This is a genomic window from Nocardia sp. bgisy134 (assembly GCF_965341865.1).
In the GTDB taxonomy this organism is placed as follows: domain Bacteria; phylum Actinomycetota; class Actinomycetes; order Mycobacteriales; family Mycobacteriaceae; genus Nocardia.
Map to the genome: position 1 here is coordinate 190,146 of NZ_CBDQZP010000017.1, position 17,493 is coordinate 207,638.

The 17,493-nt window shown below is 69.5% G+C and carries 15 protein-coding genes; 11 read left to right on the forward strand and 4 right to left on the reverse strand.

Features of this window, described 5'->3' with window-relative positions; translation table 11 throughout:
- Positions 1–151: 151 nt before the first annotated feature.
- Complete coding sequence (locus ACRWNM_RS27400) at positions 152–802, reverse strand: TetR/AcrR family transcriptional regulator (protein WP_431970971.1); 651 nt, start codon at positions 800–802, stop codon at positions 152–154.
- A 77-nt stretch (positions 803–879) separates the two neighbouring features.
- Between ACRWNM_RS27400 and ACRWNM_RS27405 the strand changes: the two genes are divergently transcribed.
- The 7 genes from ACRWNM_RS27405 (at position 880) to ACRWNM_RS27435 (ending at position 10,573) form a co-directional block, all read left to right on the forward strand.
- Positions 880–2,370, forward strand: a complete 1,491-nt coding sequence (locus tag ACRWNM_RS27405) for a flavin-containing monooxygenase (protein WP_431970972.1) — start codon at positions 880–882, stop codon at positions 2,368–2,370.
- A gap of 242 nt (positions 2,371–2,612) precedes the next feature.
- Positions 2,613–2,963, forward strand: a complete 351-nt coding sequence (yajC, locus tag ACRWNM_RS27410; protein ID WP_431970973.1) for a preprotein translocase subunit YajC — start codon at positions 2,613–2,615, stop codon at positions 2,961–2,963.
- 103 nt (positions 2,964–3,066) lie between these two features.
- Positions 3,067–4,788 carry a protein translocase subunit SecD gene (secD, locus tag ACRWNM_RS27415; RefSeq protein WP_431970974.1) on the forward strand — a complete coding sequence of 574 codons (1,722 nt, stop codon included), beginning with the start codon at positions 3,067–3,069 and terminating at the stop codon, positions 4,786–4,788.
- The gene (secF, locus tag ACRWNM_RS27420) at positions 4,785–6,017 is read left to right on the forward strand and encodes a protein translocase subunit SecF (protein ID WP_431970975.1); all 1,233 of its coding nucleotides are present in this window, start codon (positions 4,785–4,787) and stop codon (positions 6,015–6,017) included. Before secD ends, secF begins: the two co-directional genes overlap by 4 nt.
- 59 nt (positions 6,018–6,076) lie before the next feature.
- The gene (locus ACRWNM_RS27425) at positions 6,077–7,765 is read left to right on the forward strand and encodes an ABC transporter substrate-binding protein (protein ID WP_431970976.1); all 1,689 of its coding nucleotides are present in this window, start codon (positions 6,077–6,079) and stop codon (positions 7,763–7,765) included.
- Between the two features lie 37 nt (positions 7,766–7,802).
- Positions 7,803–8,375 carry an adenine phosphoribosyltransferase gene (locus ACRWNM_RS27430; RefSeq protein ID WP_431970977.1) on the forward strand — a complete coding sequence of 191 codons (573 nt, stop codon included), beginning with the start codon at positions 7,803–7,805 and terminating at the stop codon, positions 8,373–8,375.
- Between the two features lie 233 nt (positions 8,376–8,608).
- Entirely contained in the window at positions 8,609–10,573 is a 1,965-nt protein-coding gene (locus ACRWNM_RS27435; protein WP_431970994.1) for a CocE/NonD family hydrolase, read from the forward strand.
- Between the two features lie 170 nt (positions 10,574–10,743).
- On the opposite strand, the gene ACRWNM_RS27440 is transcribed toward ACRWNM_RS27435, so the two are convergent.
- Positions 10,744–11,184: a nuclear transport factor 2 family protein gene (locus tag ACRWNM_RS27440; protein ID WP_431970978.1), complete on the reverse strand. Its 441-nt coding sequence runs from the start codon at positions 11,182–11,184 to the stop codon at positions 10,744–10,746.
- 81 nt (positions 11,185–11,265) lie between these two features.
- Here ACRWNM_RS27440 and ACRWNM_RS27445 point away from each other — a divergent pair, with 81 nt between their 5' ends.
- From ACRWNM_RS27445 to ACRWNM_RS27460, 4 genes are all read left to right on the forward strand, one after another.
- Entirely contained in the window at positions 11,266–11,766 is a 501-nt protein-coding gene (locus tag ACRWNM_RS27445) for a winged helix-turn-helix transcriptional regulator (RefSeq protein ID WP_431970979.1), read from the forward strand.
- 201 nt (positions 11,767–11,967) lie between these two features.
- Positions 11,968–13,587, forward strand: coding sequence for an ABC-F family ATP-binding cassette domain-containing protein (locus tag ACRWNM_RS27450; RefSeq protein ID WP_431970980.1), 1,620 nt, complete (start codon positions 11,968–11,970; stop codon positions 13,585–13,587).
- Between the two features lie 123 nt (positions 13,588–13,710).
- A complete protein-coding gene (locus ACRWNM_RS27455; RefSeq protein ID WP_431970981.1) occupies positions 13,711–13,929 on the forward strand; it encodes an excalibur calcium-binding domain-containing protein in 219 nt (72 codons plus the stop codon).
- A gap of 108 nt (positions 13,930–14,037) precedes the next feature.
- Positions 14,038–14,829 carry a class I SAM-dependent methyltransferase gene (locus ACRWNM_RS27460; RefSeq protein WP_431970982.1) on the forward strand — a complete coding sequence of 264 codons (792 nt, stop codon included), beginning with the start codon at positions 14,038–14,040 and terminating at the stop codon, positions 14,827–14,829.
- Between the two features lie 25 nt (positions 14,830–14,854).
- On the opposite strand, the gene ACRWNM_RS27465 is transcribed toward ACRWNM_RS27460, so the two are convergent.
- A complete protein-coding gene (locus ACRWNM_RS27465) occupies positions 14,855–16,033 on the reverse strand; it encodes an acyl-CoA dehydrogenase family protein (RefSeq protein WP_431970983.1) in 1,179 nt (392 codons plus the stop codon).
- On the reverse strand, positions 16,030–17,409 hold the full coding sequence (locus ACRWNM_RS27470; protein WP_431970984.1) for an FAD-binding oxidoreductase: 1,380 nt from the start codon (positions 17,407–17,409) through the stop codon (positions 16,030–16,032). Before ACRWNM_RS27470 ends, ACRWNM_RS27465 begins: the two co-directional genes overlap by 4 nt.
- Positions 17,410–17,493: the final 84 nt, after the last annotated feature.

Consider the following 17,493-nt stretch of genomic DNA (forward strand, 5'->3'; position numbering starts at 1 on the left):
GTCACCGACCGGATCCGGCCGAATGCCGGTATTTCGAACTGTACGGTCTCGTCCGAACCCGTCTCTTCCAAACACGAACGCCCCCATGCGAACCACTGCCTGCTTGTGCACCCACACTGTAGTCGCCGGGAGCGTTTCGCACGGGCGGTCGTCAGTCCTTGCGCACGCCGTCGATGAGCAGCCGCCGGACCGCCTGGTTCAGGCCGCGGATGGCCGCTTCGTCCGGGTCGCGCATGCCGTGGATGACGCCGGCGAGCAGCATGCCCGTCACCGCGCGCGCGGTGTTGGCGGTGTCCAGGTCGGCGCGCAGGTAACCCCGCTCGACGCCGTGTTCCAGGTAGCCCGCGGTGAGCGCGTCCGCCGTGTCGAGCAGGCCGTAGAGCCGGGCGGTGAGCTCGTCGTCGATCCCGGTGGCGTGGAACAGCAGCAGCTGCGGGATGCGCCGCTCCTCGAGCAGGATGCGCGACAGCGCCGTGCCGATGCGCTCGAGCTGGGCGCGGTACTCGTCCAGTGAGCCCGCCGCGTCCGGTGCGTTCTGGGTGCCCAGCGCGTCGATGATGCGGGCGGACAGGTCGTCGATGACGTGATCGATGATGTCGCGCTTGTTGGCGAAGTATCGGTAGAAGGTGCCGTGGCCGATACCGAGCTCGCTGGCGATGTCGGCGATGCCGGTGGCGTGATAGCCCTTCTCGGCGAAGCAGACGAACGCCGTGTCGATGATCTCCTGCCGCAATTCGGCCTTGCGTCGCTGCAGCGCGTTTCCGGCCGCCGACCGGGGCGCACGGGTGGATGGCTTCGTCACCCTGGCAATGATACTGTCGTCACAAACGGAATGATGTGTCATTCCGTGACAACTGATTCACATCTTGGAGGTTCGACGTGGCGCCTCAATACGACGCCGTGGTGGTCGGTGCGGGATTCGGTGGCATGGGGGCGAGTATCGAGCTCGACCGGCTCGGCCTGAGCAATTACGTGATCCTGGAACGCGAGAACGATCTCGGCGGCACCTGGCACGTCAACCGCTACCCCGGCCTCGCGGTCGACATCGCCTCGGTGACCTACTCGTATTCCTTCGAGCCCAACCCCTACTGGTCGCGGTTGTTCGCCCCAGGCAAGGAGCTGAAGAAGTACGCCGAGCACATCGCCGACAAGTACGGCCTGCGTCGCAGGATGCGCTTCGGCGTCGTGGTGGACGGCGCGCGCTGGGACGAGGAGCGGCAGCACTGGGTGGTCTCGATCGCGGGCGGCGAAACCGTCACCAGCCGCTACCTGCTCACCGCCACGGGATTCCTCTCCCAGCCCTACACCCCGCCGTTCCCCGGCATCGAATCCTTCGCGGGCAAGATCATCCACACCACCGCGTGGGACGACGACTTCGATCTGACCGGTCGCCGCGCCGCGATCATCGGAACGGGCGCCACCGCCGTGCAGCTGGTGCCCGAGGTGGCCGAGAAGGCCGCCGCGCTCACCGTCTTCCAGCGCACCCCGATCTGGGTCGTGCCCAAAATCGACGCGCCGATCCCGGCGCCGGTGCAGAAACTGTTCGCCAGGGTGCCCGCTACCCAGAAGGCCGCGCGCCTGGTCAACACCTCGATGCTGGAGGCGCTGATGGTGGTCGGCGTGCTGCACTTCAAGCAGGCCAAGGCGATGAACAAGGGCGCGGGACTGCTCGCCAAGGCACACCTGCGCGCACAGGTGCGCGACAAGCGGACCCGCGAGCAGCTCACCCCGCACTACGACTTCGGCTGCAAGCGCCCCACCTTCTCCAACCACTACTTCAAGACCTTCAACCAGCCGCACGTGCGGCTCGAGACGAACTCGATCGACCACGTCGAGGCCGACGGCATCGTCACCGCCGACGGGCACAAGACCGAGATCGACACGCTGATCCTCGCCACCGGCTTCAACCTGTGGGACGTGAACTTCCCGGCCGTGGAGATCATCGGCCGTGACGGGGTGAACCTCGGAAAGTTCTGGCGGGACAACCGTTTCCAGGCCTACGAGGGCATCACGGTGCCGAAGTTCCCGAACTTCGTGAGCCTCAACAGCCCGTACTCCTACAGCGGTCTGTCCTACTTCACCACCATCGAGGCGCAGATGAAGCACATGGGCAGGCTGTTCGGCGAGCTGTTCCGCCGTGGTGAGACCACCTTCGAGGTGACCGAGGCGGCCAACGCCCGCTTCCTCGACACCGTCACCGACAAGCTCGGGGCCTCGGTGTTCTACGGCGGTGATTGCTCGACGGCCCGCAGCTACTACTTCAATCAGCACGGCGAGGCCGCGCTGCTGCGTCCGAACAGCACCGTCAGCACGCATCGCAAGGCGGTGAGCTTCCCGCTCGACGACTACGTCTACGGCGCGTCCGCCTGATCCGATCCCACCGCCCCGTGACCGGGAACAACCTGGTCGCGGGGCCTTTTTTTCGGCCGGATGGCGCCCTCGGCCCGCCGCGCGAACCGCGGTTCGGGACGCCCGCGGACGTGCCGTACGCCGCACGAGTCGGCGCGAGTGGCGCACGTCAAGGGTGTGCGGGTGTGGCAGTGCCGACAACAGCTGGCAGACTGTGGTGGTACTTGTCCATCCCACCCACAAGACAGGGACTGACTTCGACGATGGATTTTCTGTTTCCGCTGCTACTGGTAGCCCTGCTCGTGCCGATGTTCCTCGGTATCCGCCGCCAGAAGCGGGAGGCCGAGAAGGTCACGGCCATGCAGGAGGACCTGAAGATCGGCGACGCGGTAGTCACCACGTCGGGTCTGTGGGGCACCGTTGTCGACCTCGACGACGACACCGTCGACCTCGAGATCGCGGAGGATGTCGTGACCACCTGGTTGCGGCAGGCGATTCGTGAGGTCCGTACCGTCGACGAGGCGACCGCCGACGAGACCGGTACCGACGAGACCCCGGCGGTACCCGCCGAGGAATCGCCCGAGCAGACCGAGACCCGGCTGACCAAGGACTGACGTCGGCTGCGCCACGCCCGCGCGCCGGACGCCCGTGCGTTCGGCAGCACACGCGTGTGCGCGCCTGATCCACCCTCGACTTCCCGCCTAGGAGATACGAACTGTGCCACCTTCCCAGGGATCGGCGCATCCGCTCAGGTTGCTCGGCGTATACGCCGCGCTGCTTGCCGTGATCTATGCGTTGGTGTTCTTCACCGGTGACAAGGCCCCGACCCCCAAGCTCGGCATCGATCTGCAGGGCGGCACACGGGTCACGCTGACCGCTCGCACGCCGGACGGCAGCAAGCCGAGCCAGGACAGCCTGCACAAGGCGCAGGAGATCATCGAGAACCGCGTCAACGGTCTCGGCGTCTCCGGCTCCGAGGTGGCCATCGAGGGCGACAACATCGTGATCACGGTGCCGGGCGACGACGGCCAGCAGGCGCGTGCGCTCGCCACCACCGCCAAGCTCTACATCCGTCCGGTCCTGCAGGCCGTGCCCAAGGGCGCGACCACGCCGCAGGCGCCGCCCGCGCAGCTGCCCGCGCCGGATGCCGGACAGCCCGCCCCCGCGCCTGCTCCGGCCGAGGCTCCCGTGCCGGAAGCGCCCGCACCGGCAGCTCCCGCACTGGAAGCGCCCGTCGAAGAGGCGCCCGCGCCGCAGCAGCGGGTCTTCCCCGCGCAGGCGCCGACCCAGCCCGCGGACCCGAATCAGACTCCGCAGGAAGAGGCGCAGGGCGAGATCGCGGCGGCCAAGGCGACCAGGCAGAGCACCGACCCGGCCACTCAGCAGGCCGCGATGCTCGCGCTGGACTGCACCAAGCCGGACCCGCTCGCGGGCAACGACGACCCGAGCCTGCCGCTGGTCGCCTGCTCGCAGGACGGCACCGAGGTCTTCCTGCTGGACAAGAGCCGCATCGACGGCCAGGAGATCGACAACGCGATCGCCAATCTCGATCAGCAGCAGTCGCGCTGGGTGGTCGACCTGAAGTTCAAGTCGACCGGTAGCGACGCGTGGGCCGACCTGACCCGCGAGTACCTGTACAAGCGCGTCGCATTCACCCTCGACTCCAAGGTGTTCAGCGCGCCGCAGGTGCAGGCGGGTCCGCAGCTCGGCGGCACCACCCAGATCTCCGGCTCCTTCACCGCCAAGTCCGCCAAGGAACTGGCGAACACGCTGAAGTACGGTTCGCTGCCGCTGTCGTTCCAGACCTCCGAGGCCGAGACCGTCTCGGCGACCCTCGGCCTCTCCTCGCTGCGCGCGGGCCTGCTCGCGGGCGCGGTGGGCCTGGTCGTGGTGCTGCTGTACTGCCTCGCCTACTACCGCATGCTCGGCTTCCTGACGGGTCTGTCGCTGATCGCGTCCGGTTTCGCCGTGTACGGGATCATGGTGCTGCTCGGGCGGTGGATCGGCTTCACCCTCGACTTGGCGGGCATCGCCGGTCTGATCATCGGTATCGGCATGACCGCCGACTCGTTCGTCGTGTTCTTCGAACGCATCAAGGACGAGATACGCGAGGGCCGCAGCTTCCGTTCGGCCGTGCCGCGCGGCTGGCAGCGGGCCCGCCGCACGATTCTGTCCGGTAACGCGGTGAGCTTCATCGCCGCCGCGGTGCTCTACTGGCTCGCGGCCGGACAGGTCAAGGGCTTCGCGTTCACGCTCGGCCTGACCACCGTCCTCGACGTGGTGGTCGTGTTCCTGGTCACCGCGCCGCTGGTGCTGCTGGCCTCGCGGAGCGCGTTCTGGTCGAAACCGTCGGTCAACGGGCTCGGCGCGATCCAAGAGGTCGCGCGCGAGCGCCGGGCCGCTGAAGCCGCAGTCGCAGAAGGCGTGAGGACGCGATGACCAACAGCCAGACCAGCCCCTCGCTGCGCAAGGACGCCGAGCGGCCGTTCGACTCTTTCGTCCCCGGACCGAACGTGCCCAAGCACGGCTTCTTCAACCGGCTCTACACCGGAACCGGCGCGATCGACGTCATCGGCCGCAGGCGGATGTGGTACGGCATCACCGCCGTCATCGTGCTGATCGCGCTGGCCAGCATCCTGTTCCGCGGGTTCAACTTCGGCATCGACTTCGAGGGCGGCTCGCGCGTCCAGTTCCCGGCGGGCGACGCCAGCACCTCCCAGGTGGAGCAGGTGTACCGCGACGCGATCGGCACGGACCCGGTCTCCGTGCAGACCGTCGGCACCGGGGCGAGCGCGACGATGCTGATCCGCTCCGAGGCGCTGGACGCCCGGCAGATCGACACGCTCAACTCCGCCTTGTTCGCCGAGTTCAAGCCCAAGGACAAGGACGGCAACCCGAGCCGCGCCGCGATCAGCACCTCGGACGTCAGCGAGACCTGGGGCAGCCAGATCACCGAGAAGGCTCTGCGGGCGCTCGCGGTGTTCCTGGTGATCGTCTCGATCTACATCGCCGTCCGCTTCGAACGCGACATGGCGATCGCCGCGCTGGCCGCGCTGGTCTTCGACGTCCTGGTCACCGCGGGCGTGTACTCGCTGATCGGTTTCGAGGTCACCCCGGCGACCGTCATCGGCATCCTGACGATTCTGGGCTTCTCGCTCTACGACTCGGTCGTGGTGTTCGACAAGGTCGAGGAGAACACCAGGGGCATCCTGCATCTGAGCCGCCGCACCTACGGCGAACAGGCCAACCTCGCGATCAACCAGACGCTGATGCGGTCGATCAACACCGCGCTCATCGGCATCCTGCCCATCGTGGGCCTGATGGTGATCGCGGTGTGGATGCTCGGCGTCGGCACGCTGAAGGACCTGGCGCTGGTGCAGCTGGTCGGCCTGCTGGTCGGCACCTACTCGTCGATCTTCTTCGCCACCCCGCTGCTGGTCTCGATCAAGGAGCGCTGGGGCCCGGTGGCGGCGCACACCAAGAAGGTGCAGTCCAAGCGCTCCGGCATCGCCGCGGCGCGGGCAGGCGCGGCGGCCGAGCAGCGCGCGGTCGCCGCGAGCGGTCGGCAGGAACTGGCCGACGCCCCGGCGCGGCGCTACCGGGAGAGCGACCAGTCCCCGCGGCCGGGAGCCCGGCCGTCCGGAAAGCGGAACAAGAAGAGGCACTGACAACCGACGGTAGGGGGTTTCGTTCCATGCGACAGCCACGCAGCGTTGCGGTGCGTCTGATGGGAGCGGTCGCCGTGGGCGCCCTGGCCGCCGGATCGGTGGCCGGGTGCTCCGGGCAGAACCAGGTGCCCTCCATCGGCTACGCCGTCGATGCCGTGATCGCCAGCTACAACGGCGGCAGCACGCTCGGCGCGAGCAGCGGCTCGGCGGCGGTGTTCCAGCGGGTGCTCACCGGGTTCTTCTACACCGGACCCGACGGGCAGCAGGTCGCCGACACCGATTTCGGCACCGCCAAGGAGGTGCCGGGCGAGTCCCAGACCATCCAGTACCGGCTGAACCCCGACGGCGTGTACTCCGACGGGGTGCCCACCTCCTGCGACGATCTGGTGCTGACCTGGGCCGCGCACAGCGGGCGATTCACCAAACCCGGTCCGGGCGGCGTCGTTCCGCTCTTCGACGCCGCCGACACCGCGGGCTATTCGGATATCGAGCGGGTCGACTGCCAGCCGGGATCCAAGGACGCCACCGTGGTGTTCCGTCCGGACCGGCGGTTCCTCTCGTGGCGCGACCTGTTCACCGCGGGCGAGGTGATGCCCGCGCACGTCGCCGCGCGGGCGGCCAACGTGCCGAATGTGGTGTCGGCCTTGCAATCCGGTGATCCCGGCGCCGTGCAGCGGCTGGCCGATTTCTGGAACACCGGCTGGACCATCGGTTCCGACAGCCTCGACCTCTCGCGGTTCCCGTCCTCGGGCCCGTACCGGATCGAATCCTTCAGCCAGAAGGACGGTCTGGTGTTGATCGCCAACGAACGCTGGTGGGGCAACAAGGCCGAGACCGGACGCATCGTGGTGTTCGACAAGACCGCCGATCTCAAGGCCAAGGTCTCCGACAACGCCGTGAGCGTGGTCGACGTCGGCGCGAACTCGGTGAAAGACCTCGATCTGGGCGGCTTCTCGTCGAAGACGGTGCCAGGCCGCGGCGCCGAGCAACTGGTGCTCGCCACCGCGGGCGTGTTCGGTTCGGTGGACGCGCGCCGCGCCTTCGCGCTGTGCGTGCCGCGCCAGGCGCTGTTCGACACGCTGGGCAAGGCCGCCGACGTGCCGGGCACCGGCCTCGGCGCCGGGCCGCTGAACTCCCGTATCACGCAGCAGGATTCGCTGTACTACGCCGCGACGACCGGCGCTGCCGAACGGTATCGCGGCACCGACATTCCCGCGGCCACCGCCACGCTCGCCGGCGCGCGCGCGGCGAATCCGACGATCCGTATCGGTTACCTCGCGCCCGACGAGCGGCGCGCGAAGACCGTGCAGATGATCGCCGAGGCGTGCCGGTCGGCCGGCATCACCGTGGTGGACGCGGGCGCGCCCGACTTCCGCCCCACCCAGCTCGGCGAGGGGCGCGTCGACGCCGTCCTGGCGAGCACGGCGGCGGCGCCCGGCCCGTCCGGTTCGCTGACCGGAGTGGCGGCGACCAGTGCATTGCGCACCGGCAACGGTCTCGATTTCGGGCGATTCGGAAACGGCCGCTACGATGCGATCACCGATCAGCTTGCGGCCGACGACAACTCGGCCGCGCAGCTGGGTCTGCTGACCGAGGCCGAGAACCTGTTGTGGTCGGAGATGCCGAGCATTCCATTGTTCGCCACTCCGCGCACGATCGCCTTCGGCAACGGTCTGCACAACGGTGTGGCCGGTCCCACCCAGGGCGGTACCGGCTGGAACATGGACCGCTGGGTGTTGCGGCGGTGACAGGTGTATGTGGGTGAGTGATCATGGAGAGGTGTCGATGAGTAAGCACGCGGCGATCGAGTCCGACGAGATTGTCGCCGAGCGGACGGCCATGGCGGCCGAGCTGGTCGAACGCCTGACCCGCTGGCGCGACGATTTCCCGACCCCCGGTGTCCGCTTCGCCGACCTCACGCCTGTCTTCGCCGATCCCGAGGGCTTCCGCGCGGTGATCGACTGCCTCGCCGCCTGCGCGCCGGACGCCGACCTGGTCGCCGGGGTGGACGCCAGGGGCTTCCTGCTCGGCGCGGGCGTCGCCGCCACCCTCGGCACCGGCGTGCTCGCCGTCCGCAAGGCGGGCAAGCTGCCGCCGCCCGTGCTGAAGCGCGAGTACAGCCTCGAGTACGGCACCGCCGCCCTGGAGATCCCGGCCGACGGCGTCGACCTGAGGGGTCGCCGGGTGCTGCTGCTCGACGACGTGCTCGCCACCGGCGGCACGCTGGCCGCCGCCGCGGACCTCTTCCTGTCGGCGGGCGCGGAGATCGTCTCGGCCGCGGTCGTGCTCGAGCTGAGCTTCCTGGAAGGCCGGAGCCGTCAGGGGGAGTACCCGCTGGCCTCCATCGTCCGTATCTGATTGTCCGGCGGCCGCTTCCGGTCGTTGACGTGGCATGTTTCGACGTGCCGAGCGGCCCGTAGGTCCCACATTCTCCGGTAGCGAATTGCTATCGTCTCGGTCGTTGTCGAGTGACCGGTGATGATGGAGAGGGCAGGGTGGCCAGGACACTGCAGCCGAGTGCGCTGTCGGGTTCGATGATCAGGTCTTTGGTGGGCGCGGTCGCGGTCGTGCTAGCGGTGACCGTCATCGGGATGTACCACCCGTCCCGCGAGCAGCCGCCGGATCTGACCGCTCTCACCGAGCAGTGGACCGCACTACACGACGGCCCGCAGCCGTACTCCGACGTGAACATCCAGTGGGACGTTCCCATTCAGATGAGCGACGGCGTCGTCCTCAAGGCCAACGTCTACCGTCCCGCGCAGACCGGCGGCCCGGTGGAGACGCGGCCACTGCCGACGATCGTGAACCTGACCCCCTACACCAAGCTCATGACGAACCTGATCGATTCGGCGCTGGCAGTGCCTCGCATGCAGCAGCTCACGGTGGACCTGGCGCGGCGGGTCAACGTCTCGGGCACGCCGATCACCGGATTCGCCGATCTGCTGCACGCGTTCGACGGCGGGACGGTGCAGACCGTGCTCGGCATCGATCGCAATCTCATCCGCAGCGGCTACAACCTCGTCGTGGTCGACGTCCGCGGCACCGGTTTCTCGCAGGGCGCCTGGGACACCCTCGGCGCCCGCGAACAGCTCGACACCCGCGAGGTGATCGACTGGGCCGCCACCCAACCCTGGTCCGACGGCAAGGTCGCGATGAGCGGCGGGTCCTACGCGGGCATCAACCAGTTGCGGGCCGCCGAGGACGCGCCTGCGCCGCTGAAGGCGATCTTCCCGGTGGAACCGGGCAGCGATCTGATGCGCGACGTGGTCGCGCCGGGCGGCGGCATCGGCACCACCTTCCTGCCGCTGTGGCTCAGCAACGTCAATCAGCTCAAGCTGATCCCCGACGTGTCCTCGATGCTCGAGGGCACGTTCGACTGGGCGTGGTTCCACGAGCGAATGTCGGACCCGACCACCAACTTCGATCTGCTCGCCCAGGCACTGCTGACGCCGTCGCTGGATCGCGTCCCACCGGCGCTGGCCGACGCGCTCGACGCCGACAGCCCGTTCCGGCAGGGCATCCTCGGCCATCCGGAGCGGGTGAACGTCCCGGCCTTCGTCTACGGCGGCTGGCACGACATCTTCGCCAACAGCGCCACCAACCTGTTCAACGCGATGCCACTGCCCGACAACCAGAAGAAGCTCGTCGTCGGCAACACTTATCACGCCAATCCCGGCGCGGGAACCGGTGTGCCCGGCGCCCCGGCCCGGCTGGACGTCTTGCAGCGCGCGTGGTTCGACAGGTGGCTCAAGGACATCGACAACGGCATCGACGGATACGGCCCGATCGTGATGTGGGAGCAGGGCGGCGGCTGGATCACCTTGGGAGGCTTTCCGCAGCCGGGTATCGTGCATCGCCGCGTCTACCTGTCGGCGCAGGCCAGCGGCGCCGCCGAGGACGTGGTGCACGACGGCTCACTGACGTCGACCAGCCCCGCCGGGGCGGACGTGCTCACCGTCGCGCCGGGTCTCACCACGATCTGCTCTCGCGACACCGCCCAGGCCTCGGCGGGCCTCACGTCGTTCCTGGACATGTGCACCAAGGACGCCAGGATCGCCGAACGCAACGCCCTCACCTTCACCAGCGCGGCCGTCGCCGAGCCGACCGTGATCTCTGGGCCGATCAACGTGCACCTCAACACGGTGCACGACGCCACCGACGGCTACTGGAGCGTCACCGTCAACGACGTCGCGCCCGACGGTACCTCGGTGGTCCTGTCCACCGGCCAGTTGACCGCCTCGATGCGGGCCGTCGACGAGGCCAAGAGCACCCGCTCGCCCTCCGGCGACTACACCGCGCCGTTCAACCCGATCACCCTGGACAGCATGCTCCAGGTGGTGCCCGGTGAACCGGTCGCGCTCGATATCGCCGTCATTCCCACCCAGGCGGTCCTGCAGCCGGGCCACCGGCTGCGGGTCGCCGTCTTCGCGGGCAACTCGCCGAAAGGACTCCCGTTCCGGCCGATGCTCAACAACACCGAGCTCAAGCCCCAGTATCTGAGCATCGATCCGAACGCGCCCAGCTTCGTCAACCTGCCCACCGATCGGCCGCTCTAGGCGTACCTCCGCCTTCGCTCCGGCCATGCGCGGTCTGTCGACGGATTCCGTCCGGCGGTGTCGATCGTGCGTACCTTCGGCCGTCGCTCCGGCTATGCGCGGGCTGAGGACGGACTGTGTCCGGCTGCGCCTGTTCGGCGAACCTCCTGCCCGCGCTCCGGCGGCGCGCCTCAGGCTGTCGCGCCGACCGCGGCGGGCGGCTGGGCGGCCCGCGCCCGGCGCATCAATCCGGGGTGGCAAAGCAGGCCGGGGCCGAGCTTCGCTGCCAGGAAGCTCAGTGCGAGCCAGGGGCGCAGGTGCGGATCGAGCCTGCGGATGCGGCCGTCCTCGGCGAGTTCGAGGACCATGGCCTCGGTCATCCGGAACGGTCCGACCTTCGCCTCGGCCAGCAGCACCCGGTGCGCGCCGTCGCCGAGCCGCGCGGTCCAGCGCAGTCCGGATATGCCGCGGTAGACCACCGTGAGCAGGACGCGCAGGTCGTCGTGTCCGCGGAAGACTAGGGCGCCCGAGATCGGCGAGTGCAGCTCGGCGTCCGGGGCGAGCGTCTCCATCAGCGCGTCGATATCGGCGGTCTCGGTCGCCGCACAGAACTGATCCACCACATCCGGCATGTCCACGCACCCTTCCGTTCGGTTGTCCGGTAGCCAACGTAATCAAGTCACTTGTTTTTTGCAACGGACTAGAATGACGGGGTGGCCAAGGCTGACCTATCCGAGATCGTCTGCTCGATCGCCCGCACGCTCGACGCGGTGGGGGAGCGGTGGACCCCGCTGATCCTGCGCGACCTGTTCGTCGGGATGACGCGCTTCGAGGACCTCCGGCGCGATCTCGGCATCGCCTCGAACGTGCTCGCCGCCCGCCTGGAGACGCTGCGGGCGCACGGCATCGTCGAATCGCGGGTCTACCAGACGAATCCGGTGCGGCGGGAGTATCTGCTCACCGACAAGGGGCGCGATCTCTATCCCGTGCTGGCCACGCTGATCGCCTGGGGGGACAAGTGGAGCGCGGGACCGGAAGGGCCGCCGGTGATCTCTGTTCACCGCCCGTGCGGGCAGCATGCCTCGGGTGTGGTGGTGTGCGAGGAATGCGGCGAACCGCTCACGGCCGAGACGGTGAGCTGGCAGCCGGGCCCCGGTGCGCGGCGGGGCCAGGGGACGATGCTGGTGGGTGATTTCATCGGGGCCGCCGAGTGATTCGCCGATCGGGCGGGTGGCCCGCGGGGCGCCCGGCGTCGCGGGTGTGAGCGAAATTGCACTGGCACGATCGCCCGGTCTGTGTCTAACCTGGAACGGTCTTGTCCCCGTCGATCGGAGCATGTGTTGATTTCTTGAGGTTTCGCTTCCGGGCGGCCCGCGTACGCGCGCCGCGTTCCGTCGCAACCTCAGGGGTTCCGCATGACCTTTCTTTCTCTTTCCGATCTCACGTTCTCCTGGCCGGACGGCACTCCGGTGTTCGAAGGACTCGGCGCGGTGTTCCCGGCCGCGCACATCGGCGTGGTCGGCGTCAACGGCGCCGGGAAATCCACCCTGCTGCGCCTGATCGCGGGGGAGCTCGCGCCCGCCCGCGGATCGGTGGCGGTGACCGGACATCTCGGCTACCTCCGCCAGGATCTCGGGCTGGCGGACGGTCAGCGGGTCGACGCCGTGCTCGGCATCGACCGAGTGCGAAAGGCCCTGCACCGCATCGAATCCGGTGACGGCGACGAGCGCGACTTCGAGACCGTCGGCGCCGCTTGGGATGTCGAGGAGCGAGCCGTCGCACTGCTCGGCCGGCTGGGTCTGCACTACGTCGCGGATTCGGTCGAGGGGCTCGACCGTCGTCTGGACACCCTGTCCGGCGGCGAGACCGTGCTGCTCGGGCTGGTGGCCGAGTTGCTCGCCGAACCCGACGTGCTGTTGCTCGACGAGCCGACCAACAACCTGGATCACGTGGCGCGCGAACGCCTCTACGAGGTGATCGGGCAGTTCTCCGGGACGGTGATCACGGTCAGCCATGATCGTGAACTGCTCGAACGGATGACTGCGATCGCGGAGCTGCGCGCGGGCGAGCTGCGGCTTTTCGGCGGGAACTTCGGCGAGTACGAGCGCATCGTCGAGGCCGAACAACAGGCGGCGCGGTCGGCGGTGCGGGAGGCGCGCAACGACGTGCGAAGGCAGACACAGGAACTGGCCGAGACGCGGATCAAACTCGACCGCAGGCAGCGCTACGGCAAGAAACAGGCCGACAACATGCCGAAGATCCTGGCCGGAGCGCGCAAGCGCGCGGCGCAGGTGTCGGCGGGCAAGCTGCGCAACACCCACATCGAACGGTTGGACACCGCCAAGGAACAGCTCCAGCAGGCGGCGGAACTCGTCCGCGACGACAAGGAGATCCGCATCGACCTGCCCGGCACCCGGCTCTACCCGGGGCAGGAGGTGCTCGCGCTGGACGAGGTGACGCTGGCCTGCGGGCCGACGGTGACGCTGCGAATCTCGGGGCCGGAGCGGATCGCGCTGACCGGACGCAACGGGATCGGGAAATCGACGCTGCTGCGCCGGATCGCGGCGGCACCGCCTTCGGTGACGTGGCGGATGCTGCCGCAACGGCTCGACCTGTTCGACGAGAGTCGCTCGGTGTTCGAGAACGTGTCCGCCGCCGCGCCGCACGCGACGCCGTTGCAGGTCCGTTCCCGCTTGGCGCGCTTCCTGTTTCGCGGCGGCGACGCCGACGTCGCGGCGGGGGCGCTGTCGGGTGGTGAGCGATTGCGCGCCGCGCTCGCCATGCTGCTGCTGGCCGATCCCGCGCCGAGACTGTTGCTCCTCGACGAGCCGACCAACAACCTCGATCTGCCCAGCCTGCACCATCTGACCCAGGCGCTGGCCGGATTCGAGGGCGCGCTGATCGTGGTGAGCCACGACCCGCGTTTCCTCGACGACATCGGGGTGACCCGGCGGCTCGAACTCACCGAGGACGGGTTGGCCGACGCCGACCGGATCGCCGACGAGGACGCGCCGGACGTCGGCCCGGCGGTCTGACGTGGGCGTCTTGCGCGCGCCGGCTTTCGGCTGGCAAAATGTGCGGGTCGTCCGATTGGAGACGAAAAGTACTGTCGGGCAGACGCTTCCGCGGTCCGCCCTGGGATGAAGGGGGTCGACCCGGTGCAGTTCGCCCGACGCCTCGCCACCACGATCTTCGCCGCCGCCGCTCTGGTCGCGCTGGGCTCCGCCGCCGCGGGAACGGCCCAATCGGAGCCGTACTACAAGAACTGCACCGAGGTCCGCGCGGCGGGCAAGGCTCCTCTCCACAAGGGCGACCCGGGTTACGCCGAGCACCTGGACCGCGACGGCGACGGCATCGCCTGCGAACCGCAGCGTTGATCTCCGCGCCCCGGCGGGCCGGGAGCTCGAGGTCACCGCGGGCTCGCGGACCGCGCGAACGGCCGCGAGGGAGGGGTCTCGCCGAGCCTCCGGTCGTAGGATCGGTGGATGGCGGACGATCGACGGCCGCGCTTCCCCGGCCTGGAGTACGCGGAGGCCGCCGCGCACCATCGCGCGGTGGACGACTGGTTCCTGGCGCGGGTCCGGCCCGAGGACGCGGACACCGTGGTCGACCTCGGCTGCGGCAGCGGTGAGTTCACGGCCGCGCTCGCGGAGCTGGCGCCGCGCGGCCGGGTGATCGGGGTCGATCAGGATCCGTCCATGCTCTCGGCCGCGGACCGGTACTCGGCGCCGAATCTGGAGTTCGTGCGTGCCCCGGCCACCGAGTTCGATCGGTGCCTGGAGGCGGGCGTGGCCGATCTGGTGGTCAGTCGATCGATGCTGCACTGGCTCCCGGTCGCCGACTATCCGGCGGTGTTCGGCGCGGTATATCGCACGCTGCGTCCCGGCGGCTGGTATCACTCGGAATCCGGCGGCGCCGGGAACCTGGCGGGTCTGGCGGCGGTGTTCGAGCGGATCGCCGCCGCCAACGGACTGCGCCCGCCCGAGCCGTACCCGGACGCGGGCACCGTGTTCGACATACTGCGAGCCACCGGATTCGACATCCCCGGCGACGGCGTGCGCACGGTCGCCCAGCTGCGCCCGTTCACCCGCGCCCAGCTCGCCGACATGCTGCGCACGACGGCGTCCGCCGTGCTCACCCGGCAGGCCGATCCGTCCGACGCCCACCGGCTGGTCGAGGAGCTTGTCGGGGCCACCGACGAGCTCCTCCGCCCGGATGGCACCTACGACCAGACCTTCGTTCGTCTCGACATCCTCGTGCGACGCCCGACGGACTGACGCTCGCACCCGGGGCGGACGGCGTTCAGCCGACCAGCCCGAGGCAGAGCTTGAACGACGGCGTGCCGCCCATCAGGTACGCGCCCGCGGACTGGAGAATGCGGTCCTGAGCGACGATGTGCTGGCACATGGTGTTGGTGTCGCGCAGCCAGCGGTCCAGCGGCGAGGGCCGGTAAATGGCGGCCGTCTGGCGCAGGTCGTAGAGGCGGCCGACGATGGTGCGGGCGGTGCGGAAGGCGTGCAGTCGGGAGAGGGGCAGCGCGGCGCGCTCGGTCGGAGTCAGCTCGTCGAGCGTGCCTCCCGCGCCGAGGATTTCCCACTGGCGCCGCAGCGCCGTGTAGACGCCGGAGCGGGCGGCGTGCAGGTCGGCCTCGCATTCGGCGATGGTCACCTGGACGCGGTAATCGTCTGCCTTGGCGGCGGATTCGGCGCGCGCGTAGTCCAGCGCGGCGCGCGCGACGCCCAACGGGACCGCGGGCATGTTGCGCATGTGCACCTCGGGCTGGCCGAGCGGGCCGAAACCGTGTCGCACGGAAGCGAACTCGAGCGTGTGCTCCTCCGGGACGAACACCTCGGCGATGCGGTAATCGCAGCTGCCGCTGCCCGCCAGGCCCGTGGTGTGCCAGGTGTCGATGACCTCCACCTGCGCGCGCGGCACCATGAACAGTCGCGAATCCGGTGCGCCCGAGGCGTCGCGTTCGGGCTCGCCGTCGCGAACGACGAACGCGCCCGACACCACCCAGTCGGCGTGGGTGATGCCGCTGCCGAACTGCCAGCGGCCGCTGAGCCGGAAGCCGCCGGGGACGCGCTCGGCGCGGCCGGTCGGGAACAGCAGGCCCGCGGTCACCATGTCCAGGCTCGGGAACATCTCTTTGGCGACCGGCTCATCGAGGAACCGGGCGTACAGGCCGGTGTCGGAGCCGATCATGGCGCACCAGCCGACCGAGGCGTCGCCGTAGGCCAGCGCCTCGACCACCTCGGTCTGCTCGATCGAGGTCAGTTCGGGGCCGCCCCAGCCGCGCGCGAACGCCATGCGGAAGACGCCCGCGTCGCGCAGCAGCTCGACGATGTCGGCGGGCAGCCTGCGCGCGGCCTCGATCTCCTCGGCGCGCTCGCGCAGCTGCGGCGCCAGCGCCTGGGCGCGGGCCAGGATCTCGGCGCCGGAGCCGAGCGGGGTGGTGCGGGGTTCATCGACGAGTGTCATCCGCGGATCTCCTTGCTGAGCGGGGTGATCGCCTGGGGGAAACGGAAGAAGCCGTCCGGGTCGTACCGGTGCTCGAGCCGCGCCAGGCGGTGGTGGTTGGGTCCGTAGTAGGCGGACAAGTCGGTGAGGGCGGGGTCGGTGAAGTTCACGTAGGCGGCGTCGGTGGCGTAGCCGCCCATCTCCTCGTAGAGCCCGTCGAGCCATTCGAGGTTGCACCACACCGTCTGCGCCGAGTCGGTCTCGCTCCACGAGGTGTCCATGGAGACCAGGAACAGCGTGTCGCGGTGCGGGAAGGCGGTGTCGCCGACGGGGATTCGGTTGATCGCGCCGCCCCAGGTGAACAGCGCGACGCCCGCGCCGTCCGGGTTGGCGCTGCCGGGCCAGCGATCGATGGCGTCGATCACGACGTCGATCCCCGCCTCGGTCAGCGGTTTCGGCGTGCACCGGGTGCGCACCGCGAAGGGGTCGCCCGAGGTCTCGTGGTGCAGGAAATCCTTGGCCTGCCAGTAGTCGCGATCGGCGATGTCGACTCGCCGCGGCGTGGCGGCAGCGAGCGCCGGTTCCAGCAGTTCGCGCAATTCCGACGCGGGACCGAGGTGTTGGCCGATCACCGAGACCACGCCCGGGTTGTCGCCCGAACGGCTCGCGCCGATACGCGCCGCGAACTCGTCGGGCGCGGCCGCCATGATCTCCTGCATGACCGCCAGCACGCGCCGCGCGTCGCGCCATTCCCACAGCAGCAGGCAGGTCGAGCTGGACACGGTGGGCCGAGCCTGGAATGTGAACGACGTGTTCACCCCGAGGTTTCCGCCGCCGCCACCGCGGCAGGCCCAGAACAGGTCGGCGTTCTCGCGCGCGTCGCAGCGCAGCGTGCTGCCGTCGGCCAGCACGATCTCGGTCTGCACCAGCGCGTCCGCGGTGAGCCCGAACGCGCGCGACACCGCGGCCACGCCGCCGCCGAGCACCAGCCCGCCGATCCCGACCTGATTCGAATTGCCCAGCGGCACAGCTAGATCGTGCTCCTGTAGCGCGGCGTACACCGCGCCGTTGGTGGCGCCGCCGCCGACGGTCACCAGCCCGTTCGCCGCGTCGACCCGCACACCGCCGAGGCCGCGCAGGTCGAGCACCAGCCCGGTGCCGACCGAATGCCCGGCGTAGCTGTGCCCGCCGCCGCGGGCCACCAGCGGCACCTCGGCGTCGCGCGCCCACCGGATGGCCCGCGCGACGTCGGCGGCGTCGCGCACCGACAGCACCGCGCGCGGCCGAATGTCGGCGTACCGCTTGTTGAACGGGACGCTCGCCGCCGCGAAGCCGTCGTCGCCGGGGTAGCGCACCGTTCCCGCGTCCAAGCGGTCGAGACTCGTGAAGTCGGTCATCGGCTCGCCTCCGACGAGGTTGTGCGGCCGTAGCCGTCCCCGGAGACGAAGTCCGCCGTACCGGGGGGGGGGGGCGGGGCCGGG